Annotated in this window: 17 protein-coding genes; 15 read left to right on the top strand and 2 right to left on the bottom strand. The window is 57.5% G+C overall.

Translation table 11 applies throughout. From position 1 onward, the window contains the following. The 5 genes from VFV19_19005 to VFV19_18985 form a co-directional block, all read left to right on the top strand. A partial coding sequence (locus VFV19_19005; GenBank protein ID HEX4826397.1) for a hypothetical protein occupies positions 1–433 on the top strand: 433 nt, incomplete at its 5' end. Beyond that, positions 430–1,230, top strand: a complete 801-nt coding sequence (locus VFV19_19000) for a PD-(D/E)XK nuclease family protein (GenBank protein HEX4826396.1) — start codon at positions 430–432, stop codon at positions 1,228–1,230. The genes VFV19_19005 and VFV19_19000, both read left to right, overlap by 4 nt. Before the next feature lie 95 nt (positions 1,231–1,325). Further along, positions 1,326–1,925, top strand: a complete 600-nt coding sequence (locus VFV19_18995; protein HEX4826395.1) for a hypothetical protein — start codon at positions 1,326–1,328, stop codon at positions 1,923–1,925. Between the two features lie 150 nt (positions 1,926–2,075). Continuing rightward, the gene (locus tag VFV19_18990) at positions 2,076–2,939 is read left to right on the top strand and encodes a DUF932 domain-containing protein (GenBank protein HEX4826394.1); all 864 of its coding nucleotides are present in this window, start codon (positions 2,076–2,078) and stop codon (positions 2,937–2,939) included. 202 nt (positions 2,940–3,141) lie between these two features. Beyond that, entirely contained in the window at positions 3,142–3,708 is a 567-nt protein-coding gene (locus tag VFV19_18985; GenBank protein HEX4826393.1) for a JAB domain-containing protein, read from the top strand. Between the two features lie 281 nt (positions 3,709–3,989). On the opposite strand, the gene VFV19_18980 is transcribed toward VFV19_18985, so the two are convergent. Beyond that, the gene (locus VFV19_18980; protein HEX4826392.1) at positions 3,990–4,631 is read right to left on the bottom strand and encodes a fused MFS/spermidine synthase; all 642 of its coding nucleotides are present in this window, start codon (positions 4,629–4,631) and stop codon (positions 3,990–3,992) included. A 684-nt stretch (positions 4,632–5,315) separates the two neighbouring features. Here VFV19_18980 and VFV19_18975 point away from each other — a divergent pair. The 8 genes from VFV19_18975 to VFV19_18940 all read left to right on the top strand — a co-directional run bounded on the left by VFV19_18975 (position 5,316) and on the right by VFV19_18940 (position 18,517). Then, complete coding sequence (locus VFV19_18975; GenBank protein ID HEX4826391.1) at positions 5,316–6,092, top strand: phytanoyl-CoA dioxygenase family protein; 777 nt, start codon at positions 5,316–5,318, stop codon at positions 6,090–6,092. A gap of 2 nt (positions 6,093–6,094) precedes the next feature. Further along, complete coding sequence (locus VFV19_18970) at positions 6,095–7,018, top strand: fused MFS/spermidine synthase (GenBank protein HEX4826390.1); 924 nt, start codon at positions 6,095–6,097, stop codon at positions 7,016–7,018. A 151-nt stretch (positions 7,019–7,169) separates the two neighbouring features. After that, positions 7,170–8,261, top strand: a complete 1,092-nt coding sequence (locus VFV19_18965; protein ID HEX4826389.1) for a hypothetical protein — start codon at positions 7,170–7,172, stop codon at positions 8,259–8,261. A gap of 1,916 nt (positions 8,262–10,177) precedes the next feature. After that, positions 10,178–11,359: an ABC transporter permease gene (locus tag VFV19_18960; GenBank protein ID HEX4826388.1), complete on the top strand. Its 1,182-nt coding sequence runs from the start codon at positions 10,178–10,180 to the stop codon at positions 11,357–11,359. Between the two features lie 18 nt (positions 11,360–11,377). Then, positions 11,378–14,530: a lantibiotic dehydratase gene (locus VFV19_18955; protein ID HEX4826387.1), complete on the top strand. Its 3,153-nt coding sequence runs from the start codon at positions 11,378–11,380 to the stop codon at positions 14,528–14,530. 14 nt (positions 14,531–14,544) lie between these two features. After that, on the top strand, positions 14,545–16,770 hold the full coding sequence (locus VFV19_18950) for a peptidase domain-containing ABC transporter (protein HEX4826386.1): 2,226 nt from the start codon (positions 14,545–14,547) through the stop codon (positions 16,768–16,770). Between the two features lie 128 nt (positions 16,771–16,898). Beyond that, complete coding sequence (locus VFV19_18945) at positions 16,899–17,840, top strand: efflux RND transporter periplasmic adaptor subunit (GenBank protein HEX4826385.1); 942 nt, start codon at positions 16,899–16,901, stop codon at positions 17,838–17,840. After that, positions 17,837–18,517, top strand: a complete 681-nt coding sequence (locus VFV19_18940; GenBank protein HEX4826384.1) for an ABC transporter ATP-binding protein — start codon at positions 17,837–17,839, stop codon at positions 18,515–18,517. The genes VFV19_18945 and VFV19_18940 overlap by 4 nt, the downstream gene beginning before the upstream one ends. A gap of 1,280 nt (positions 18,518–19,797) precedes the next feature. Here the strand turns inward: VFV19_18940 and VFV19_18935 are convergent. Continuing rightward, the gene (locus tag VFV19_18935) at positions 19,798–20,868 is read right to left on the bottom strand and encodes a cupin-like domain-containing protein (protein HEX4826383.1); all 1,071 of its coding nucleotides are present in this window, start codon (positions 20,866–20,868) and stop codon (positions 19,798–19,800) included. 249 nt (positions 20,869–21,117) lie between these two features. Here VFV19_18935 and VFV19_18930 point away from each other — a divergent pair, with 249 nt between their 5' ends. Together VFV19_18930 and VFV19_18925 are read left to right on the top strand one after the other, a co-directional pair. Then, entirely contained in the window at positions 21,118–22,281 is a 1,164-nt protein-coding gene (locus tag VFV19_18930) for a cupin domain-containing protein (protein HEX4826382.1), read from the top strand. Positions 22,282–23,297: 1,016 nt separating this feature from the next. After that, positions 23,298–23,732, top strand: a complete 435-nt coding sequence (locus tag VFV19_18925) for a tyrosine-type recombinase/integrase (GenBank protein HEX4826381.1) — start codon at positions 23,298–23,300, stop codon at positions 23,730–23,732. Positions 23,733–23,762: the final 30 nt, after the last annotated feature.

Below are 23,762 nucleotides of genomic sequence, written 5' to 3'. Positions count from 1 at the left end.
GGAGAACGTCCCCGACCATGAGGTCAGGCGTCGCGCGACACAGTTGCTTGCCCTTCAGTCCGAGATCGTGAACGAGTTCCTGGGGCAAGAGTCCCGCGGGAACATCGGGGACCACGAGAGGAAGACCGACGACAAGGCGGTCGATGCCCGGCTGCTTCGAATCGGCGCGATCGACACCCAATGGGGCCGAAGGCTCTTCATTCACGTGCAGGTGAACGGAGACACCCTGAAGCTCTTTGGAAGCCAGAGGCAGCTTGCTTTGGCACTCGAAGACGCTGGCTACTCGGACGGTAGGTATCGGATCGAAGAGGGGGTGGCCTTGAATCTCCCGTGCAGGGTCACGACCAAGCCTTCCGACGACGGCAGGTACATGAACGTGGACGCGCTCTTTCCAGCTCGAAATGATCGTGCCAACGGCCGGAGCAGGCGATGACTGCGGAAGTGGTAACGCTTGGGCAAGAGGAATCGGGAGAGCCTGGCGTATCCCACATTTCACACTCTCAACTCTCGAAGTACCTGACCTGCCCCGAGCAGTATCGGCTCCATTATCTGGAGCGACTCAGGCGGCGGGTGCCGTCGGCGAATCTAGCCTTCGGTTCTGTAGTGCATGACGCTCTTGCCAGTCTCTTTCGCTCTGGCGAAGACCCCGTGGCGGCGTTCCAGGCCCACTGGGCATCACTTCGGGAGATCGAGCTAGATTACTCACGCAAGGGGACCTGGGACAAGCTTCGGCAGGCCGGGGAGGTGCTACTTGCGAGGTTTGCTCTCGATGCGATGCCACGACTATCCAACATCGCGGCGGTCGAGAAGCGGTTCGAGCTCTCAATCACGAGCCTCGACCTGCCCCTCGTCGGCATCGTAGATCTTGTGGCGGACATCGACGGGACCCGGACTGTCATCGACTTCAAGTCCGCAACTCGCGCCTACGAACGCCATGAAGTGGTACTGTCAGACCAGCTCACGTGCTACCAACTTGCCGATCCCGAGGCTTCACAAGTCGCCTTCTGCGTCCTCATCAAGAGGAAAGAGCCGAAGATCGAATGGCATGTGTCGAAGCGGTCGCCGGCTGAGCTTGCCGAGTATCTTGCTAAGATCGCGCATGTCGCCCGGGAAACCGCAGCGGGGAATTTCTACAAGCGACCCGGCATGTGGTGCACTTGGTGCGACTTTCTTCCCGTGTGTATGGGGGACCACAAGCGCATCCGCGAAACTCTGATCCAAGTTCGTTGAACCTAACAAAAGCCAGCGAGAGAAATCCCGCCGGCTTTTTCTTTTGAGTCCCGTGCTCTCGCCCTGGAGAGTCGCAAGTACTGGAGGAGGCATTGTTGGACGAGGAACAGGTGCAGGAGACGCCCACCAGCCTCATCCTAACGATAAGACATCGTGGGAAAGCCATTCCCTATCCTGGTGTGGAGAGAGTAGGAGTTCCGTCAAACTACGGTTTCAAACCGCTCAAGGGGATCCCGGACGCAGGGCGGTACATCCCCGAGGCTACCGACGATCCTGCCCTTTCGAACGCGATCTCTTCGATCAATGCGAAGGGGACTGCGTTCTTTACGATCGGCTGCGAGAAAGCGTTCAATCGCGATGAGAGCGGCGGGCACTGGGCGAAGGGCTACCTCGAGTTCGCTCACAACTACCCGGAGCTAGTCGCTGACGCACGGTATGCATTCGCGGTGTTCTTCAACTTCAGTCATGAGCTGGTTCGTAGTCGACTTGAACGGCCTGTGCTCTTTCACTGGGAGCTCGAAGGCGCCAGGTTTCTCGACGCAACCTGCGACGGATTCTCGATCACGGTGTGGATTGAAACCGGAACTCTCCCCTCGCGTGACGAAGCGGTCGACTGCTGGGAGGCGGCCCTCGAGCGCCTGACGATGTTCCTGGTCGACATTCCGCAGCCGCCAGGTCGAGTCATCTATTCGTAGCCCGAAGCTGCGCTGGGCCTGAGGACCCCCGGCGCGTATCGCGCGCTGAGCTCGAGTCCTCCGGTGCGGCAGATTCCCCCTCCTTTCCTAGGAATGCAGGCTCGCTACGCTGCAAAGCAGTCCTTTCAACAATCCGAAGGAGGGTTTCCAATGTCTCGAGCACCGGTCGACTTGTCCGCACACATCAATCAAGACGTGACCCGAGGCCACCCGGCTGACTTTCCGGTCAGCATGGTGCGACTGTATCGACAAGACGGAGGTCGGTACGAGCAGATTCCGCGTCGTCTTGCCGTAGCACGGCTCGACACCGGCACAGTCCTCGCCGTTGTCTCCGAACGTTACAGACTCATTCGGCACCAGGCGATCCTCGACTTGGTCGAACAGGCGATTCAGACGATCGATCTCGGTTCGGTTCCTCGGGGCGTCTTCGTCGACCGCGGGGGCGCACGACTTCGTGCCATCTACAAGTTTCCAGCCCTTGCAAAGCTCGTCAGGGGCTACGGCGAGATCTGCCCGTGTCTCAAGATCCAGAACTCCTACGACGGAAGGTCGCGGATCGCGATTCACATCGGCGCGTTCCGGTTCGTGTGCACGAATCTCGCAGTCGGAGGAGGAGGGGTTTTCGCAGGAGGTCTCGTGTCGGTCCATGCAGGCGAGATCCCCCTGGAGGAACTGAGCTCCCAGCTTGTCTCGTACCTCGAGGCCTTTGAAGCGATCGTCTTCCTCTATAGCGAATGGGCTGAGCGCGGCATCGCAACCGAGATACTTTCAGCGGTGCTTGACGAAATGCCCAGCGTTGCAGCAGCACAGCTCCGCCAGCGGTTCGAGCTCGGAGGAGTTCGGACCATCCTCGATGCGTACGACGCGGCAACTGATTACGCGACCCATCGCATGGGAAGTATCCAGGCAGCTTTCGACCTGCTCGCCCGAGTGAACCGATCGTTCCAAGTGCACGCGCCGTCGACTGCTGGATCGACCTCGCTAGCGACGGATCGCACTCTCACAGCGATCTGAGGCTGAATTCCTTCATTGGCATCCCATTTCCGAAAGGAGTAGTCATGGCTGGGTATAAGCGAGGGAGCAGCAAGAAAAGACCCGAGACGCCACGTGTCTTATCACGGTGTTCGGTGTGTAATTCGGAGGACGTCGAGGTCCTTGCCTGGGTCCTCATGAATGGCGATGCGTACGTCGATGACGCCGACCCTTCGGATACCTGGTGCCCCACCTGCGAACAACACGACATCGAGGTCTGCCGTGTCGGTTCAGGAGGCTACTGCCTGATTCACGGTCGATCGGCAAACCTCTGCACACTGGAGTTCACTCCGCGAGCTGTGCCGTGAAGCCGCCGAAGTCAGTTCAGAGAGTCCGAATTCGTCAGGTTCGCGATGGCAGGGTTCGATTTAGCGTCAGTCGGGTGAGTCGACCGCGAGACGTGCACAACGCGATTCGACCGTACTACCTCGGCGCGGACCGAGAGATTCTCTCGGTTCTCTGCCTTGACAGTCAAAACCAGCCGACCTCGTTCAACGTCGTGGCGGTCGGAGACCTCAACACGACGAGGGCGCGCCCGGCCGAAATCGTCAAGCCGGCAATTCTCTCAAACGCTCTTTCAATAGTTCTAGTCCACTATCATCCAAGCGGCCTCCTTGAGCCATCGGTGGAGGACATCGAGTTCACCCACGCAGTCCAGCGCGCCTGCGACCTTGTGGGAATCTCTCTGGCAGACCACTTGATTGTGACCGACGGAGCTTTCCTCTCACTCCGGGAGAGGGGGCTCATGTAACTCATCAGGGATGCAGCCAATCGGCTTCATCCCTTTCTTTATGGGAACCGGGCGGAAACCCGCCGACTTCAAAACCCCTACTGATGAAAGAGTGTCGAGCTACACGCGTGTATTTCCGAGTACCTGCGGAAGTCCGCACGCGGCGCTGGTGCAACCGGATTGCCGCGGTAGCAGAGGCGACGGCCACTACCGGGTATTTACGGCGTGCCCCTGTTTGTCGGCGACGTCGCTACTCTGAGTCTTGGACTCCAGAGACTAGGAAGCTAATCTGCCTGACTGGTTCATGGCTGCAGGAGCAACGAGCTCGAAAAACCGATTAGTACAGTCCCGAACATCGTACCCCACAGGAACACGCGTTCCGATCGAGTGCCACGATCCGGCGACGCGAAATGGAACCAGAACGAGTTGACAAGCAGTGTCGTGGCTATTCCGTAAAGCGTTCCGCGACTGCCAAGGACTGAGATGAATACAAACCCAGTGCCGAACACTCCCACGATGCTCCCAAATGACCAGAACATTGAGAGGGAACCATAGGCGACTCCCAATCCCCTTTCGTGCTTTGGAGCAAGCTTCAGCAGCATGGGCAACAACATCCCGAGCAACATACTGGGCGCGAAGAACAGGTAAAAAACGAGAGCGGTGGAGCAGAGTTCGATTGGTAAAGGCGCGCCCATGATCGGTCTTCCAGCTGTTGCCAGCAGTGGAACAGCGGCGACGAGAAAGGCAGCACCAGAACTCGCGCGAACGATTCTGATGATCCTGGGATCGTTGTCGATCGTGCGACCGCCCCAATACGCTCCAAAGGCCAGTCCGAGTAAGGTCACGCCGATAATGGATGTCCAGGCAAATAGCGACGACCCTGCGATCGGGTCAACCACCCGCGACGAGACCAATTCAAGTGTCATTAGGGCAAAGCCCGCCAAGAAGGCTCCGGCGCGAAACCTCCCGAGGCCTACTCGCCAATAGGTGGTACGGTTGGCTTCCAGAGTCCCACCCGTGCGTGGGGGAGTCGGGAGGACGGTCGTAGATCTGGCGCCTACCCCCATCCTGTTTCTCTCCGCGCTTCCGTTTCCACGGTTCGCGCGCTAGTATCGCACGCCTGAATGGTCCAGTCTCAAGGACTTCCTGATGCCGTATTCGCTGGTGTCTTTGGTCGCCGCAATTCTCCTTTCGCTTCGCTACCTAGCACTCCCGGAAGCCACACCGAGGTCGAAGCTATTGGTAGGCGGCACGTCGCTGGGTTACCTGGCGATCTGGCTATGGCGTCCAGCATGGCGTATCACGGCAATCTTGCTTGAACTCTCAGTGAGTTTATACGTGCTCGTCTACTTGAAGCTGCACCACGACACGGCTTGAGCGCGATTCCACTGTAGCTCGTCATGCGACAAAGCCCCGAGGCGAGAATGACCAGCGATTTCGCAACCGATTTCGCGACGAACGGGTTTTTCACGATCGCCGAACTACTTGACGAAGAGACATGCTCTAGTTTGCTCTTGGAAGTGCTCACTGCATTTTGCACGGGCTCACCGCAGTATGTTCATTCACCTTACTATCGAATTCACCGTCCATTGCCACTCTCGGAAACGGTGCGAAGTGCGATTACGAGGGTGCTCGAACCCGCGTACTACACAGCGGAGGTGTTTCTTGGAAGCGACCGGCGCCTTGTCGAGCTTAGTTCGATAACAGTCTTCCCCGGCGCTGAGAGCCAACCCTTCCATCCGGACGAAACGAACCCGGAGACTTCGCTGCTCTCTGTCTTCGTCAACTTGGCTGCGACCCACCGAGCTGCCGGAGCATTGCGCGTCATTCCCCACAGCCATCTTACGTCGTCGGAGGTGGTAAGAGCGCACAGTAGCTTTGACGAGAGCCGAGCAGAAGTGCTTGAGCTTCCGGCAGGATCAGCCACCTTCATGAACAGTAAGCTGGTCCACTCTGGCGGCGCGAACACAAGCCGGGACCGAATACGTGCCGTGCTTTACTTCACCTTCGGCAAGCCGGGACTCCGTGGCCCAGCCTATAGCATTCTGCCTGATGTTGAAGATCTGAAACTCAGTCTTGAAGCGTTTTCGCCGCGAGCGGGGCTTCGTCGCGACGGTTGGACTCAGGAGTCGAAGCCCAGACTGCATGAAGGATACAAGCTCACGCGTGGATTCCCCGAAACTATACACTCCGCGAAGGTTTACCTAGTGGACGAGTTCGATGAGATCGTTCGAGGGATTGAATTGGACCCACCAGATGAATGGATAGCAGTAGTCCTCAGAGATGTTTCTTCGCACGGCGGCCATTGGACGGCGCGGAACCTAGCAGAGCACGCCAATGTGGACGTGGGAATGGTGCTCCAAGCCCTGGGCACTCTTGGCCGAGACGGTTGGTTAAGCTGGTGAACATGGAGCAAGCTCGAATTCAGGGGATTGCAAACCACTGGTCACACGGCGCAGGAGTGCGGATTGCAGCCGCACTTGCTCTAAGTCTCATGGTCTCTTGCGGTGCCACCACACCGAACGCGCCTGCCGCCGGCACCAACAAGCGACTTGATGAAAAGTGGGGGGCTGTCCAACTCGAACGAAAATCAAAGTACTCCACCATCAGAGTTCGACAACTGGGTTCAGTAAGGAGTCTGACGTTCGCGGGTCCCGATGGAAACGAAGCGATCCAAACCCAAGTCGATCTCGTTAGACCTTACGCCCTTAGACTGAACTACGGACCATTCATGTTTGCCAGCTATCTGCTCCGCCCTCATCAAGAACGGGTGCTGATCGTGGGTCTGGGTGGTGGGGCAATGGTCCTTTTCCTACGCGAGTACGATCCTTCCTTGAGAGTGGATGCAGTCGAAATCGATCCGGAAGTAACTCGAATCGCGAGCGAGTATTTCGGAGTTAGGTCCGACGAGAAAGTGAACGTCGTAACAGCCGATGGAGTGGAATTCCTCAAGAGCACGGATCAAATGTACGACGTGATTTACATGGACACGTACCTCACGCCTTCAGATTCCACTGATGCCATAGGTGTTGACTCGACGATGAGAACGGTAACGTTCTACCAGAACGTTCAACGAAGGCTAACGCCCGGTGGGATAATCGTCTTCAACATCAACTGGCATGATCGAATCAGTGCTGACTTGGCTTCGATTCGGTCCATGTTTCCGCAAACATACGTCTTCGAGATGCCGTTCAACGGCGGGTATGTAGTTCTCGGATCGATGGACTCGCGCCGAATTGATCGTACGGAGCTGATAGCTCGTGCCCGAACGGCGCAAGGCGTGTTTCACCCGGATTTCTCATTCGAACAGTTGCTCAGGACCTTGCGATAATCTCAGACAACTGTGTGACACGTTTCGTATGTTGTCCGATCTAGCCGCTTCGATGTTCGACGGGCTTCGGCTCTACTTTCCATTCGCAGATGGAAGTCTCGGCTTTAATTGTGTCCAGTGCGGTTTCCGGTGCTGCCGGGGAGCGCACTTCATGTCGACCGCGATCGAGTTTGAGTGGTTGTCCACAGCATACCCTTCACTGCCGCTGTTCGTGCAGCCAATCGATGCCCAGATCGACCGCCACTGGAAAGCAGTGCTGAATACCCGGCCAGCGTGCTACTTCCTGACGCACGAGGGTAAGTGCGAGCTCCACGCAATCCACGGTCGGCACCGCAAGCCACTGAATTGTCGCTTGTTTCCCGCAAACCAATTCACTCGCAGCGGCGATATTCTCGTCGTCGGCTTGAGCACCTTATGTCCAATAAGACTCTGGGATGATGCATCCAACGATTTCCGGATCATGCATGCGGACTTGCGCTCAGATGTTGCGGAAGCGTCTGACGAGATTGCGTTGCTCGCGACCATACTGCCGCCCGGTCCCGACGGCCCGCGTCTCACCGACGAGCTTGTTGATGGCGAGGAGTGGCTGCGAGATCAAGTGTTCGCGCGCGCCGGGCTCGGGCTGTTCGACTATGTGGCGGTCGAGCGTGTATGTGCGTCGCGCGGATACTCCCTGTGGCCGGATCCGCATGAATGCGGAGTTCAGCGGGAGTGGGCAACCCGTACCTTCAGTGACACGCTCGAGTTCTTGGGCGCATCGTCATTTATCAACGTTGAGCATCTGGCGGCAGAAAGGCTAATCGTCGCATTTGCTCCGAGACTTCGCATAAAAGCACTTAGCGCCGGTCGGCCTAGTGCCGCGACTAGCAAGCTTCTCGGCTTCTCGAGCCGGCTGATTCTCGCAGTCGCCGCGTACATTGAGTTAATTGCGGCAACGAACAGATGCTCAATCTCATTCTCAACAATCGACGATGCAATCCGCGCAAACTTGCCACTGTTGCTCATGATCGCACATCTAGACGATGTTCCAGTCTTGGCTGACCGAGAGCGAGCTCGCCGCTTGAATGACCACGCCGTGGATGAAATCAAATGTCTCTCAAAAGCAATCTGTGACGCGAGCGGCGCGAACGGAGCAACTCTTCGAACAGTACTCGCGGACCTTGTCATTCAGAAGACCGACCGCCTCCGCCTATTGCGGGGGCTTACCGAGCTCGAGCCGGAGATCTCTTGGGAAGAAAGATGAATCACCGCCTCTAGAAGTAATAAGACAAATGGTATTTTCGGTCACGGCCTGAACGCTCGCGCACTCAAGACAAGTGGACCCCACAGTAGAAACCCGTTGACACGGCATTGCCTCGTGCTAGCCTCGCGCCAGGTTCGCTCCTTGTCGCATGGAGGTTTTGATGAAAAAGCTTGTACTTCACAAAGAGACGCTTCGGCGGTTGACTGCTCCAGAACTGGAAGATGTAGTGGGCGGCACCAAGATCAACGATTGTGGCGGAACGACGAATTGCGAGACGGATCCCGCCTGCGACAAGACGTGCAAGTCAGCAATCCACGATACGGTCTGCGTGTAGCAAGACTCGCACGTTTCGGCTGCAGCGCACGGCAACGACCGGGTCGTTCAAAGCTTCCGGTGTGAAAGGGATGCTGTGCGTGAATGCGCGCCGCGGATGCAGACCTGTCTCCGCTTGGGTACATACCCTTGGCCGCGGGGGGTATGCGTAAACGATGAAACAAGCAACCGAGCGTTAGCAGTTGTCAGCCAATCAGAAGTCAAAGCCGTCTCGAGAATAGCGTGAACCAATCCTCGCACGAAGTGAGCGGCTTTCCTAGTCGATGGATCCCCGTTGCGTCGGGTGTGCTTGCGGATCAGATTCGAGATGCGATTGACGGTATTGCTCAGTATCTCGCAGCGCAACTAGCGCTCAATCCTCACGAGCGATCAGGCCCATGGACCAGCCCGTCATTCGCGGGTTACGCCGGCGTATCACTGTTCTTCCACTATTTGGAGTTATCCGGACTCTTCGACGGGGCCGCCGAAGTTTACGAATCCTCGTTATCTCGGGCACTTGAGTTGGCTGAGAAACAACCAGCAGAGTCGGGGTTGATTTCAGGTTTTCTCGGAACTGCCTGGCTGCTTGAGCATACCGGAAACGGCGCGTGCCTCGAACCGAGTGACGACATTACCGCTGGCCTCACGAGATTCGTGGAATCCTCCCAGGGTTGGATTGACTTTGATCTGGTGAGTGGAATGGTAGGGTTCGGAGTGTATGCGATCGAGCGGGCACGTGAGCCGGGATCACGTGATTGCCTGGAAGCGATTGTCTCAAGGCTTGAGCGAACAGCACTCGAGATTAACGGGGGCAATGGGTGGGAAACACCGCCGCGCGGAAACTATCCTTACCCCCGATTTGACTTGGGCACCGCGCATGGACTTCCAGGTGTGATTCAGATGCTCGCTCAGATTAGGCGCCTTGGGATAAAGAGTTGCGAAGCGGATGAACTAACAAGGAAGGCGATCGACTTCCTGTTGACGCAAGAGATTGGGAGCCCATCGAGATTCGCATCTAGCCTTGTACGGCATCGCGCTCCAGACCCTTCACGACTTGGCTGGTGCTATGGCGATCTTGGATTGGCTGGGGCGCTACGTGTAGCCGGAGACTGTCTGGGCTCCGAGAGGATCTCTCAAATCGCGCTTGAGACCGCGTTACACGCAGCCAGACGATCACCAGAATCCTCAGGTGTCGTTGATGAAACCTTGTGCCATGGAACATCGGGGTTGAGTCACATGTTCAATCGTTTTTTCCAGGCATCAGATGATCAGGTGTTCGCTGATGCGAGCAACTATTGGCTGCGACGCACACTCGAATTCAGCGCCAAGATCCGAGGAGGCGAGACCGGATTGGGTTTTGTGTGGCGGCTCAACGAGAAGGGTTGGGCGAAGCAGCCAGGCCTGCTAATGGGCGCGGCGGGGGTCGGCCTCGCTCTCCTGGGGGCTGTAACGAGTCTTGAACCAAGATGGGATCGATTGTTGCTACTCAGTGCCCGAAATGAGTCCCTGAGATCGACTTCCTAACTGAGAGATGAGACGTCGACGCGACAAACTCGCGTCTGATGAGGAACTGAATCTTGCGAAGGATCCGCGCCGCGCTTGCCATGTTGAAGACCGCTGTTTCGGACGTGCCGTCCGCTCTGGCCACTGCTACGACAGCGATGGTCGCAACAGCATCGTTAGTACTCCTACTGGCACTCAACAGTGGGGTGGCGCAAGAGATTGCGAAGTACGTCGCTCAGTGGGACCTCGACTCAGTACTGGTAATGGGAACTGCTCCAACTGGGAACCCTAAAGAGGGTGTTTGGACTGAAGCGACGATCGACAATATCAGGAGCGGACTTGTTGGGAGAGGAGAACTCGCGGTCTATAAGTTCGTTTCCGTTCCTGGTGCGACAAGTGGATCGAATTATTTCGAGCCAGTAGTAATGGCGACGGATGCGTCATTACTTCGAATCAAGAAGAAACGACTTGCTGCCGGCTTCTATTACACTGGAAACGAGCGCGATGATGAGCGCTATTGCATCATCGGACCGGCGATCAGGGCAGTCCTATTCCCCGCCGGAGAATGCGTCGGCAAAGAAATCAAGTTGGGTGATGTTCCCTTCGTGGTCCGCGGCGTATTTGCGCCGCAACGCGCTGATGGCGTGCCGTCACAAGAAGATGCCGAACTGTGGCTACCACTAAGTACCGCAAAGCGCTACTTCGCCGTTGGAAATACCTATCGGATGCTACTTGTCAGAGCGCTTCCTCCGAACAAGATCCATCCACTATCTGGTGAAGTCACAGCCTTGCTACGAAAGGAACACCAGATCGACGTCTCTCAAAAAGATGATTTCAGACTTACGTTTCCCGACGAGATTCAAAGTGTCTACGAGAAGACCACTGCCACCGCCCATAGGACCGCGTTGGTGGTGGCCCTTACGGCGATATTACTTGGCGGCTTGATCACTTCGGCGGCGTCAATTCTCTCGATCGGCCGGAGGAGGAAAGAAATCGCCCTCAAGATCGCGCTTGGAGCTTCCCGGCGCCGAATATGGTCCGAAATGATCATCGGGACCCTCCTCTTGGGGTTACTCGGCGGGGGAGCCGGGATCTTGTTGGGAGTTGCAGCCGTGCACTGGGCTCCGAGGCTATTTCCGAATGCTCCGTTTGTGCTGAGTTGGCCGCTGGCCGTCTTGTCCTTGAGCTCGGTGGCAGGCCTCCTCGGTCTACTTACTACGATCGTCGTGGTGCTCCGGGTGGATGCCAACACACACTCGAGATCTCCGGCTTCTGGCACATAAGAAGCGGATTCGCATAATGTGACGATCGCGGAATCGTACAGCGCCTCACTTGTCGTAGTTCGGACCCCACTCTTGCCATTTCGCGCGGTGTTTTGCGGCCCGACGCGCACCGCGCAGGGTCGAGATCTCCCTCTTCTGGAGACATGTCGAACTTCCGAAATCGTCCGCGAAGCCTTGTGGCTTGCGGCACCGGACTTTTTTGAGCAACTGGACGCTCATCAGAATTGGGAGGGCCTTTCCTCCCGCCACCGCCAAACGCTGTACAAGTACTCAGCACGGATGGCCTCTCGTGCGACGCCATTCGGTCTATTTGCAGGAATAACAGTGGGACTACCAGGTGAGCGCACCCGCATCGCGCTTGGTCCCCGCAGTCAATACGTTCGAAAGACTCGGCTAGATAGCGCGCACGAATCAAAGATCGTCGACAGCATTGTGCGAACACCGGGAATTCTGGACACCCTGACTTTCAGCCCGAACAACAGTGCCTACGTCGTTGGAAATCTAATGAAATTCGCATCGGCCCATGGGCACAATCCACGCGCCTATCATGAAGTCGCCGTGAAGACCTCGGATCACCTGCTCTTTGTGCTCAGTGAGGCGCGACAACGACTGACTCTCGCCGAGCTGTCAACCCGGCTCATGGAGTTTGACGACGAGATCCAGGTTGACGACGCCACTGCCTATTTGCACGCACTCGTTGAAGACCAATTGCTTTTTCCGGATTTCGGCTCAGTAGTGAGTGGAACTCGGGGACTGAGCGATCTCATCGGTCAGCTCCCAATTTCGGACCACTCCAACAAGTGGCGAGCCGCGTTGCACGCGGCAGATGCTTGTCTCGCCGAGCTTGATGCGGGGGGACTAGGCGCTCCACGAGAGAGGTATCAGGCCATTGCGACCGCTCTCGGGACATGCATGGACGTAGCAGAAAGCACTCTCGCGTACCAAGTTAGCATGACCAAACCTTCGTCCGACGCCAGTCTCGGCAGCGCTCCGATTCGTGAGATCCTGACGGGAGTCGCGATCCTGCAAGCCATTCAGCCTCGTCGGGACAATGCGTTGACCGAATTCCGAAGATCGTTCGTCGAGCGTTATGGCGAACGCGAAGTCCGTCTCGTGGAAGCGCTCGACGAGGACGTTGGAATTGGGTTTTCTGGCAGTAGGACTCTTCCATCCGCCGCTGGACTCCTGAATGGAATCCATCTCTCACGCAAACCCGACGGAGAAGTGTGGACTGCGCGAGATGCTTGGCTTGCGCGTAGATTGCAGGATGGTTGGTCCACAGGCTCGACCGAACTGTCGATTACCGAAGCGGACTTGCGCAACTTGAGTCAGGCCGACCCTCTTCCCCTTCCAGATGCCTTCGCGGCACTAGCTTCGATCGCCTCTGCTTCAGCCGACGCAATTGACCGAGGCGACTTTAGGGTGTTGCTGAAGAGCGTAGCCGGCCCCTCCGGCGCTCGCCTGTTGGCTCGGTTTTGTGATGTGTCTCCGGAGCTCACAAACTGGATCGAGCCATACCTTCGATCTGAAGAGCGGACGAATCCCGGAGCCGTGTACGCAGAAGTGATTCATCTTCCTGAGGGAAAACTCGGAAACGTTCTCCAACGACCGCTGTTGCGGCGCTATGAAATACCGTATCTCGGAAGTTCCACCGTTGAGCGGGACTTTCAGATTCCCGTCGCAGACATTTTCGTCTCGGTCAAGGATAGGCGGATCCAGTTGCGTTCTGAACGCCTTGGTAGGGAGGTCGTGCCGAGGCTAACGGCCGCGCACAACTATTGGCACCCGCGAAACGTTCCGATCTATCGATTCCTTTGCATGATGCAATCACAAAACGTTGCCGGAACCCTGAAGTGGGACTGGGGCCTGCTGGCGGGCTCAGCCTATCTGCCGCGTGTGACGCATGGTCGACTGGTGCTAGCTCGGGCCAGCTGGTGGGTTCGACGAGAGGAACTGGCAGTGATTCGTACGCTACCGCAAGAACAGTGGACTGCTGCACTTTCGAGTTGGCGTGAGTCACGGTCGATTCCTCGGTTTGCCTCTATCGTTGAGGGCGACAACGAACTGCTTCTTGACTTGACGGACCCTGAATCTGTCGAGGTCTTGGTTGAGTATCGGACCGCTCGTCACGGATTACGACTGATGGAGATGTTCCCCGGCCCGGACGACCTGTGGGTCTCCGGGCCAGAGGGTACGTTTGCCCACGAAGTAATTGTCCCGTTTGTTCGAAGCCCGCAAGTGGACCAGAGTCACACACTACTGATCGCTCATCAACGACAAGTCGAGCAGACGCGCGTTCCGCGAACGTTCCCGCCTGGTAGTGATTGGGTATACGCCAAGCTCTTCTGTGGTCCAGGGGCGGCCGACGAGCTGCTTTGCGACACGTTCTCGCCGCTCGCGACTGAGCTGATGTTCAGCGGTGTCATCGACGGATGGTTCTTTATTCGGTTTGAGGAAAACGGCTGGCATCTGCGACTGCGATTCAGTGGCAAAGCTGACGCCTTAAAGCGCGCTCTTATGCCGCGGCTGGAGGCCATATTCGCCCGAGAGTTGAGCTCGGGTCGTTCTTGGAAGGTCCAATTGGACACCTACGAACGCGAGTGTGAGAGATACGGCGGGACTGCCGGTCTGTTAGCCGCAGAGCAGATCTTCTTTGCCGACAGCGAAGCGTGTTGTGCGTTGCTACCACACGTGTTAGGGGATGGTAGGGCCGACCTTCGCTGGCGAGTGGCGATACCGAGTGTCGACTTGCTACTGACGGATCTCGGGCTTAGCGACCGCAGAAAGGCGACACTCGCACGTCGTATGCGCGATAACTTGCAAAGAGGGTTCAATGTTGGGAAGGACGTAAGAGAGTCTATCGCGAGACGCGTCAGACAAGAGGCGCAAGGGCTTAGGTCGCTGCTTTCTAGGGAAGAGTCCAAATCTGAATTCAAGGAGATCGACGCGATTCTCCTGGCTCGCAGCAGACAGTTGGTTGCACCGGCACGTCAACTCAAGAAGCTCAGCTCGGATGGCAGCCTCTCACGGTCACTTGAGGAAATCGCCGCCAGTCTGGTTCATGTGCACCTCAATCGACTACTGCGCTCAGCGCATCGTGAGCACGAAGTAGTTCTCTACCAGATTCTCTATCGGCTCTTCATGAGTCGTGTTCATGTCGTTTCGTCATAGAGCTGGAAACCGTGATGAGGCAGAACCTTTTCAGGAATCAGGCGATTGACGCCTACAAGCGGGGTCGTGCCTCTCGCGCGATTCCTCCACTCGGACAGTATCGGCGCAGACTCAAAGTACCGGTCATTCTTCAATCCACCGCCTCGGAGTGTGGAACCGCTTGTGTAGCAATGATTCTCGGGTCATTCGGCCAAGACGTTCCACTCTCCAGGCTACGGTCCACGCTGGGAGTGGCCGATCGTGGTACGACCGCCCAACAACTAGTCGAGGCCGCGTCACGGTTCGGGCTGAGCGGGGAAGGCTACCGATGCGAGTTGGATGACCTTTCGAGCGTTCGGACCCCGGTGATTCTTCATTGGGGGTTTGAACACTTCGTAGTATTCGTTGCCCCACGTAGTCGCGGGCGCTTTGAGATCATCGATCCCGGCGCCGGGCGACGTGTGATTACAAAACGCGAGATGAATGAGAGGTTTACAGGCGTCATACTGGCGTTTGAACAGATAGAACCGCCAGAGAGAGTAGCGAGTGCCCGGCATGGGTACGACCGGTACCTGAAGCTCGCAATCAAGGCGTGGCGATCACTAGCGTCCATCGTTTGCTTGTCGACCGTGATGCAAGTGTTCGGCTTTGCATTGCCGATTCTCACCGCGCTGGTAGTTGATCATCTCGTACCCAATGCCGAAGTCATTTCGTTTCCGAGCCTGATGGGGGGACTCATCGCATTCCTTACGTGCTATGTGGTCGTCTCTGTGGTTCGGAATCACTTGTTGGTGGCGCTTCAGGCTCGGCTGGACGACGCAATGATGGAGTCGTTTGTCAATCATCTCCTTCGCCTGCCGTTCCGGTTTTTCCAGCTACGTTCAAGCGGAGACCTCCTGGTGCGATTGGCGAGCAACGTCGTATTGAGGGAGGCGCTGTCGCAGCAACTCATCTCCGTGGTTCTCGACGGAAGTCTTCTTCTGGTTTACCTCGCCGTAATGATGTTGGCAAACGTCAGCCTAGCGTGGATCACCCTTGGGTTGGCGGCATTACAGGCAGCAATTGTTCTCCTTGGAAGTCGCGTACTAAGGCAGCTCTTCGCGGCGGAGATTGCCGCGCAGGCCTCCACTCAGAGCTACGTCGTTGAAATTCTCCGCGGAATCGAGACGATCAAAGCGTTTGGCGCGGAAGACCGAGTGTTACTTCGCTGGCGAGAACTCTTCCGATCGCAGTTGAACGCCTCTGTGCTCCGTCAGCGGAAGAGCGTGATTTATTCGACACTGGCGTCCGCGATTAATGTGATCACTCCACTGAGTCTACTTGTTCTCGGTTCCGTGCTCGTCGTAGAAGGATCGCTGGCGCTTGGGAAGATGTTGGGGTTCGCTGCGCTCGCGGCAGCATTTCTGTCGCCGGTCGCGTCGCTGGTTGCGAATGCGCAGCGTCTCCAGCTCGTTGGTACGCACCTGAGTCGTCTCGAAGAAGTGTTCGCGGAGGCGCCGGAACAGCGGGCAAGTGAGCGAGTGGACCCCGGGACGCTCTCTGGCAACATCCAAGTCGATCACGTAAGTTTTCGCTTCGATAACGGGCCGGACGTTCTGACAGATATCAATCTTGAAGTCAGGCCGGGCGAGTCGATCGCGATTGTCGGCCGTTCTGGTGCGGGAAAGAGCACTCTAGCTAGGCTCCTGCTGGGATTGCAACAGCCGCGATCGGGTCGCATCCTTTATGATGGCAAGGATCTATCGACCCTTGATCTACGACTCGTTCGCCGGCAGATTGGAGTGGTACTCCAGTCCGATTTCGTGTTTTCTAGCTCGATTCGAGAGAACATTGCGTTTACCAATCCGGAAGCTTCTCTATTAGAAGTTCAACGTGCCGCCAGGGCGGCGGGCATAGCGGAGGTTATCGAGGCTATGCCGCTCGGGTACGATTCGCGGCTGTCCGAGGCCGCAAGTAACATCTCGGGCGGGCAGCGACAGAGATTGGCTATTGCACGTTCATTTCTCGGAGATCGACGAATCTTGATACTTGACGAGGCCACGAGCGAGTTGGATCTCGATGCGACGGAACTCGTGCACAGACATTTCGAGGCTCTCGGCTCCACGCGCATCCTCATCACTCACGCGCTGGCCGCTCTCAGAGGAGTGAACCGAATAGTGGTGCTGGATCGTGGGCGGGTGGTCGAGGAGGGAACACACGAAGAATTGATGGCGTCTGGCGGCGTCTATTTCAGTCTCTCCGAGTCCTCCCATTGCGCGTGATTGGCTCGGCCCGTCGACAAGTTCGTTGGTGCAGAGAATGCGTCTGCATGGCCATGATGGTTATGGGGGGATGCGTGGGACAAGATCCACGCCCGCCGCAGGAATCCGTCCGCGTATCTACACTTGCGATGCGACCCGAGATCGTGGCCGGAGGTAAGGTGCGCCCCCAGGTCGGCGCCGAGATCCGAGTGGGCCCGCGAATCTCCGGCATTCTAACGCGACTGTATGTGAAGGTAGGCGACAGTGTTCGGAAAGGGGAATTGCTCGCTGAACTTGATCGGACAGAGCTTGAGGTCGCGGTGGAGGAAGCGCGGGCAGCATTAGATGAGGCTCGCGCAGAGCTGTCCCTCGCAATCGCGTCTGCTCGGCGGCTGAGGCAGTTGTCCGGCGAGCATTTGACGTCGCAAGCGGCGCTAGAAGAGGCGGAGGTGCAGGAAGTTGTTGCACAGGCGGCTGTGCGACGTTCGGAGAGCCAGCTGCGCCGAGCCGAGGTCGAACTGTCATACGCCACGATAACGGCGCCGATTGCCGGCACTGTGACATCCGTCGGGACGCGTCAAGGGGAGACGGTTGCCGCGAGTTTCGCGGTCCCGAGTCTTGTGACGATAATGGATCTCTCACGCCTAAATGTGGAGGCCTTCATAGACGAAGTCGACATCGGCCGGATTCTCGTCGGGCAATCCGCAACTATTGCGACCGACGCATTTCCTGGTAAAAGCTTCAAGGGACACGTTATCGCGGTTACACCTCAAACGGAACTTCGGCAAAGCGTCTTGCACTACGTCGTACTGATCGGCCTTGACGAGGATTATCTCTCGTCCCTCCGACCCGAAATGAGCGTTGTTGCATCCATTGTCGTCGGTGAGAACCGTCAAGTGCTCAGCCTGCCTACGAGTGCGATCCAACGGGACGAAGATGGGAGGACATTCGTGTCAATCCTGTCTGAACAGGGGATATCGAGGCGAGATGTCTCGGTCGGCGAGATCAGGGGAACTCAAGTCGAAATCAAAGCGGGGCTGTCAGCGGGAGAAGTAGTTGCATTACCCCGGGGGGGAGTGGAGCAGCGGTGATACGACTGGTCGGTGTCGAAAAACACTTCGTCGATGGATCTCGCACTCACCGAATACTTCGAGGTGTAAGTTTGGACGTAAACAGCGGTGACTACGTTGCGATCATGGGGTCATCGGGTACCGGGAAAACCACTCTCATGAACATCATTGGGTTGCTTGATCGCCCCACCGCGGGGGCGTATAGCTTTGAGAACGAAGACGTGACCAGCCTCTCCGACGCCGCCGCTTCGCGAATCAGGAATCAGCGAATGGGCTTCGTGTTTCAGCTGTTCAATCTGCTCGACGATGTCAGCGCGGTGGAAAACGTTCTCCTTCCTCTACTTTACTCAGGTCATTACCCCGACGACGCCCGACGTCGCGCAGTGAATCTTCTTGGACAAGTCGGCCTCGCTGATAGGATCAATTTCAAGCCGCCACAAATGTCAGGCGGCCAACAACAACGTATTGCGATCGCGCGCGCATTGATCAATGATCCTCCGCTGATTCTTGCCGACGAACCAACGGGCAATTTGGACGCCAATTCAGCCGAGGGAATCATGGACGCGTTCGACGAGCTTCACACTGCGGGTCGCACGATTGTCCTCGTAACGCATGACGCTGCCGTCGCACGACGTGCGCCGCGTATCATTCGCCTCGAGAGCGGCGTGATCGCTTCCGACGAGAATCGAAGCAATTAGCCACTCAGGTCGCGCCCTAGCCGTGCAGCAGTTTCGAATCGCATCGCTATCTATCCGGCTTCTACTCGCGAACCCCATTCGCACTGTGCCCGCATGCGTCGCAATTGCCGTGGGCGTCCTTGCCTTGGAGCTAATGATCGGAACCGGCACTGCCGCGCAACTTGATCTCAGGGCAAGACTCCGCGGTAACGACGCGAGTGTGGTGGTGGTACAAAATGCCAGATACGTGCCGAGAGACCGACATGGCTCTGTTGCGGCCCCGAAATCACTGACAATGCGTGACGTTGAGGCCATTCGGAATGAAGTCGCAACCATCGCTGGCGTCTCGCCTCTCGTAGAAACCACCCAACTAGTCAAACATGGTCGGCACGGAGTCTCCATGTCCGTCCTTGGTATTGAGCCGCTATTCTTTCGTGCCGAGAGGATCACTTTGTCGGAAGGGCGCGCCCTCACGGAGACAGACTCGAACGACTCTGCGCCCGTGACCATTCTCGGAAAGCGAGCGACCACGGAGTTGTATTCTTCTGATCCACCGGTGGGAACCACAGTCGATATTGCGGGAGTTCCATTCATCGTTGTCGGAATCGCGGGTGTGCATGAACAGAGCCTCATGGGACGCGATTTCGACCGCCTAGTGTTTGTACCATTCCGCTCAATGGTGGCAAGACTCTCGGGACAGATCATGCTCGATAGCATCTACGTGCAGTCTCGGAGCCCGGAGGAAACGAGTGAGGTCGAAAGACGTGTGACGACCGTGCTTCGCCGCACTCACGAGCTAGCCACAAATCACCCCGATGATTTCGTGCTGCAAAATCGTTCGGAGTTGATTCGAGCTGAACGCGGGATCGGAGGTGCTCTCCGTCGTCTTACAGCGGGTATCGCAGTCGTCACCCTCCCGATAGGTGTCGTTGGAGTATTTGCGACCATGTGGTTGGCGGTTCGACAGCGAGTGCGCGAGATTGGCCTTCGTCGAGCGGTCGGCGCCACGCGGATGACAGTGCTCCGTCAGTTCGTATTCGAGTCGGCCGTAATCACCGGGATTGGCGGATTGACCGGGGCGGTACTCGGCTTGTGCGCGACCTGGCTAGTTTGCGAACTCAGTGGGTGGCCTAGGGTGTTCCCTCTCGTCACGGCCGCGATAGCGACGATCTCTGCAATCGTCGTCGGAGTTGCATGCGGGATCGCGCCGGCAATGAAGGCTTCCAGACTCGATGCCGCTACGGCAGTGAAGGCGGCAGTGTAACCGCCCGGCGCCCGATGAACCTCGGGGCATCAGCTCGCTAACCCGATCGGGTGCTCAAGTACTCCAGTGCACCGAGTCCGACCAACTCTTCCAAGGCGTTACGCACTCCGACAACGTCCATTCCCCCAGCAAGTCTTAGCGCGTGCTCCCAACGGAATGCGGAGTTGAGACGGGTCAGCGCAGCAAGAAACGGTCCTGTGTGCTCGTCCAGTTCGATTGGCTCTTCAGTAACAAGAGGCATGATAAGATACCAACTATCACCGCCAGTTCGTATGGACCGATCTTGCGCCCTTGCTGTCCAGCGCATTGTGAACGACTGGCCAGCCAGGACGATTTCCGCAGGCGTTAGTTCGCGTAAGACTTCAGCAGCGCGAACCTTCAGCGAATCGAACTCCGCCCGCGGCGTCCCACCGATGTCTGGATCTGCGTTCATGACCCCGTGCGCGTACGCTCGAAACTCTTCCAACGCCTGCAATCGTAGGCTTAGGGCACGCGCGATTCCGTCATACCACTTCGTTCCTTTCAAGACGATGTTGACGCCAAAGCAACGATCCATGGCTTCTGTCTCATGCCAATGCCCTCTTGGCAGAAACAAACTAGTCCCTTCTTCCGCGGTCATTTCGCACATTTGCTCGAGCCTACAGGTTGGTACCAACGGGTCTCGAGCAAAAGCTTCTTCGACGAATCCCGTCACGCCGCCATCTGATGCTCGGCGGGGATGGTAGGGGAAGATTGGATTTCGAATGTGTTGATTGGGTGCGAGCCACCAGCGCTTCATACCGTGGAGTAGGATTTGGAAATTCACGTCGTGGTCGTAATGAAAGCTCGAGATCGAGCCCTTCACAGCTGCGAATGCCTCCACACTGATCGCCCATTCCGGAATGCCGAGGTCATCAGCGAGAGAACGAAGCGCCGCCTTGGTCTCGGGTACGTCTCTTTCGACGCCAACCATGTAGAGCGTAAACCCTTGATTCATGAACTCAAAAGCCTGATCCGGCCGGATGGTGCCGCGGAATTGCCTCGGACCGAAAAGGGTGACATCACTCTTCAGAGCCGAGGTCAACTCGCGGACGTCGGCGAAGGCCTTGATGTTACGAAAGCACGCCAAGGCATCTTGGCAAGGCTCAGATAGGAAAGGAGTCCCAGTCAGCCAATATGTGCGCCAGAATTCCGCGGTTGCGAGCGGCGAGATAAGATGGGACAAGCGAAGTACCGGTAAGAGGTCGCTCGGGCTGCCTAGTGTTCGTTCTTCCATTTCTTGTGGGGCCTATTAACTGTCGGCACGCACGCGGGGCATCCCTACTCCAGCCCACAATGAGGAACCGAACGCTCTTCTTCATGCATATACTACACGCGAATGCCCGCGCATGTGAAGTCAGGTACCGCGCGACGTGCCGCGCCGCAAATAGCTGTCGACCTCGGTCGTCTGGTCTGGCCGATATCACCTACGACTTTTCTGCAACGTTATTGGCAGAAGCGTGTCTTCCAGTCACACGCGTCCGCCCTCCGTGTTCGAGCAATCACCCGGGAGATCGGCGGAACGGACATCCGCAATATCGCGGCACAATGCGGCGCAGTTCTTGCGATACTCGGCAGGCATGTCCTTAGTTCAATTTCGATTGGTCAGGCACTCGTGCTGTTGGAGCACGCGGAGGCCACCTTGCAGATGCGATTCGCCGGACCGTTAGCCGACTCGGCGAATCGGCTTGGAAAGCAGTTGAAGGTTGTTGGGCGGGCAGTTATCCCGGGAGTGTACGTATCCAATCATGGCGGCGTTCCGCCGCACTGGGACCAGAACGATAATTTCACGATACAGCTGCAGGGGGTCAAGGAATGGAAGGTGTCCGATGAAAACGTGGTTGCCGGTGCGCTGAAAGAAGGTTACGAAGAACTTCAAGGCGGATTCATGCCAGAGCGACCCATGCCACCGACCGAATGGAAACACGTCCAACTTGTACCCGGTTCCGTATTGTACGTTCCTCGAGGTTACTGGCATTCCACAACGACGATCGCGCCATCAATCTCGTTGAATTTACTGGTGAAGCCAAACCCGTGGGCCGACGTAATCACGGAAGATCTGCGCCGCCACCTCATGCGTTTTCCAGAATGGCGCAAGACTGCTCATTACCGGAGTCAGGAGGCTGAAGCGTATTGGAAACTGTTGCGCGAGGAGCTCGTCAGCATCACTTTCGCGCAGACACGGAAGAAGATCAGTCCGAGTCTGGCGAAGAGGCTCACGGATAGAGTTGCGTTTCGGCGCGCATTTCGCGCACAGTGGCGCGTGGAAGGAAACAAGGGTGATGATGTGGTGATCACCATAGGCACCTCGGATGGGCGACGGGATGCCGTTCAGGTGCCAATCAGACTCCTTCCGCTTTGTCGCTGGGTTTCGGGACAGTCCCGCGAGTTCAAGCTGGAAGACTGTTTGGAGAGCGTCGTCGGGGAAGCGCGAGACTCGGTAAAGCGCTTGGTCGAGCTGCTCGTCGACAGCGGATTCCTTGAAGTCGTGCGTACGGATTGAAGATTGATGAACCGACACCAACGATACGTAGTGCTCTCACCGGTCCTCAAGAAATGCAGGCAAGCGAGGTTGCAACATCTCGAGTGAGCAGGGTTGGCCGGGCTGAGCAGGAACTCTTTGGGGCTCGGAAGCACCTAGCTTGTCAAAACCAGACTGGAGGGGATCGGTGTGGTCCGGGTCCGCCGGACGAGACGCTGTAGGTCCGCAACACTCTTGTGGAAGGAGGCGTCGGACGGCCCTGTACGTGATGGGACTGGAAATTGGTCCGGCGCAATTCGCAGAAAGGCGCGATCGCCGATAGTCAGGCCTCCCTCTCAATGCCAAATCGCGCAGCGGGGCCGAATGCCGTGTTTCCTTCGTTGAACACTGGCTGAAGAAGCGGCGTGGCCAGACTCCTGCTCGCGCTGCGTAGGGTCTTCGCCGAACCCGCACCCGCAGTTGCCCTTGCGCGTGCTTATTCGCGCGTCCGACGATGGATGCAAGCAATATTTGATAACAGCGTTGTGAAATGGCAACAACGTTTAGAGGTTCTGTAAGAACCGGTTTGCGCAATCGCAACCGCATTCGCCGCTGAATCCTGTCGAGGTCAGCGGCTCGCCGTAGACTTTCCACATGAGCCCGATGGACGAACTCGCTCAGATCCTGCGCGACGATGAGGTCTGGCCGGCGCTTCGAGCTACTCGAACAATCCGGTCAGACGGCGCCGGCCGAGGCCGCCGAGTGGAGGCAACGGATCGAGGCGTGGGCGAGGTTCCTACTGTCACCATTTGTCCTTAAGCTGACGGCGACGACGTTCTGCGGATTCGCAATTTACATGCTTTGGGACCGTGGCGTTGGTGCTCTCGGGGGTGCAGCGGTGTGCTTCATAGCTGGCGGGGCTGCGTTTTCAACAGCGTTAGCCCAGCGGCGTCGCGCCCGCCAACACCGGGCTGGAGCCAAACATGCCTTCTAAGATTACCGAGCGCAAAGGTGCGAAGCGTGCGCTCTAACAACGCGCCCACCCCGGGACGTCGGCGATGTGTTCGCAACAGACGGCACGCCGCGGGTGCGGGTGCGCATCTGGTCGGCGATCGCCAAGGGCGGTCGAGCTGCCGACGTGTTCTTACCGGATCGGCTCGTCGCCAAGCTGCGGCGGTTCTGGAACTGGAAGCGGCAGCAGGGCGAGGAAGTCTCCCCCTACCACCCCGTTGTTCGCCAACCAGTCCGGCCGCCGGATCTCGAAGCGCCGGGTCCAGTTCGCTTGGGCGGCGTGGCAGCGGCAAGCTGGGTTTGACGGCATCTACGGGTTCCACGCCCTGCGGCACACCGCCGTCACGAACGTCTACCGGGCGTCGCGAGACCTGTTCCTGGCGCAGCGATTCGCACGCCATGCCTCACCACTCACGACGACGGTGTACACGCATCCAAGTGATCAGGAGACGGCTGCGAAGCTGCGACACCTCACGTGCTAACTCGCGTCCGCCGACGATCGGCGGCGCTGC

It is taken from the genome of Candidatus Polarisedimenticolaceae bacterium (assembly GCA_036275915.1).
GTDB lineage: Bacteria > Acidobacteriota > Polarisedimenticolia > Polarisedimenticolales > DASRJG01 > DASRJG01.
The sequence above is the reverse complement of the archived record's forward strand: the minus strand, read 5'-3'. Positions and strand labels throughout refer to the sequence as shown.

What these genes read in the sequence shown, in the direction of transcription:
- VFV19_18925 (HEX4826381.1), top strand. Translation starts at nt 23,298, where the DNA reads ATGTGTTCGCAACAGACGGCACGCCGCGGGTGCGGGTGCGCATCTGGT.
- VFV19_18970 (HEX4826390.1), top strand. Translation starts at nt 6,095, where the DNA reads ATGGAGCAAGCTCGAATTCAGGGGATTGCAAACCACTGGTCACACGGC.
- VFV19_18950 (HEX4826386.1), top strand. Translation starts at nt 14,545, where the DNA reads ATGAGGCAGAACCTTTTCAGGAATCAGGCGATTGACGCCTACAAGCGG.
- VFV19_18945 (HEX4826385.1), top strand. Translation starts at nt 16,899, where the DNA reads ATGCGACCCGAGATCGTGGCCGGAGGTAAGGTGCGCCCCCAGGTCGGC.
- VFV19_19000 (HEX4826396.1), top strand. Translation starts at nt 430, where the DNA reads ATGACTGCGGAAGTGGTAACGCTTGGGCAAGAGGAATCGGGAGAGCCT.
- VFV19_18965 (HEX4826389.1), top strand. Translation starts at nt 7,170, where the DNA reads ATGTCGACCGCGATCGAGTTTGAGTGGTTGTCCACAGCATACCCTTCA.
- VFV19_18990 (HEX4826394.1), top strand. Translation starts at nt 2,076, where the DNA reads ATGTCTCGAGCACCGGTCGACTTGTCCGCACACATCAATCAAGACGTG.
- VFV19_18960 (HEX4826388.1), top strand. Translation starts at nt 10,178, where the DNA reads ATGTTGAAGACCGCTGTTTCGGACGTGCCGTCCGCTCTGGCCACTGCT.
- VFV19_18930 (HEX4826382.1), top strand. Translation starts at nt 21,118, where the DNA reads ATGCCCGCGCATGTGAAGTCAGGTACCGCGCGACGTGCCGCGCCGCAA.